1 pseudogene is annotated in these 434 nt (G+C 56.0%); it reads right to left on the bottom strand.

Features of this window, described 5'->3' with window-relative positions:
* Positions 1–126: 126 nt before the first annotated feature.
* Positions 127–434, bottom strand: a pseudogene (locus FCK22_RS18055) (head maturation protease, ClpP-related); the annotation flags it as partial.

Raw genomic sequence — 434 nt, 5'->3', positions numbered from 1 at the left:
TCTGAGGCAGCAAAGAAAACTGCAAAGGAGGCCAAAACATTGACCGCATCATAGACCACGACGCATAACTGAGGGTGGGTCAAATCTCGGTGAAAATACCGGGTCAGTTCTCAGTGACAATCAACAGTGCCGGTTGCCGATCGTGATGCCCCAGGCGTTATGGACCATAAGGAATCCAGTCTTTGCCACTTTGATCTCATCACCGGCCATGGCGATCACCGATGCGGCGGACGCGGCAAGGCCCAGCACATTGACCGTGACCTTGGCTTTGTGTTCACGCAGCATGTTGTAAATCGCCACGCCTTCAAAAAAAATCGCCACCGGGGCTGTTTATATCGACCCGAACGTCGCGCTCACCGATCGATCGCAGCGCCCCGGCGATCCGCTTGGATGTGACACCGTCGCCATAATCGCCGCCGCCGATCTCGCCGAGA

Source organism: Sulfitobacter sp. 15WGC (assembly GCF_005068605.1).
In the GTDB taxonomy this organism is placed as follows: Bacteria; Pseudomonadota; Alphaproteobacteria; order Rhodobacterales; family Rhodobacteraceae; genus Sulfitobacter; species Sulfitobacter faviae.
The sequence above is the reverse complement of the archived record's forward strand: the minus strand, read 5'-3'. Positions and strand labels throughout refer to the sequence as shown.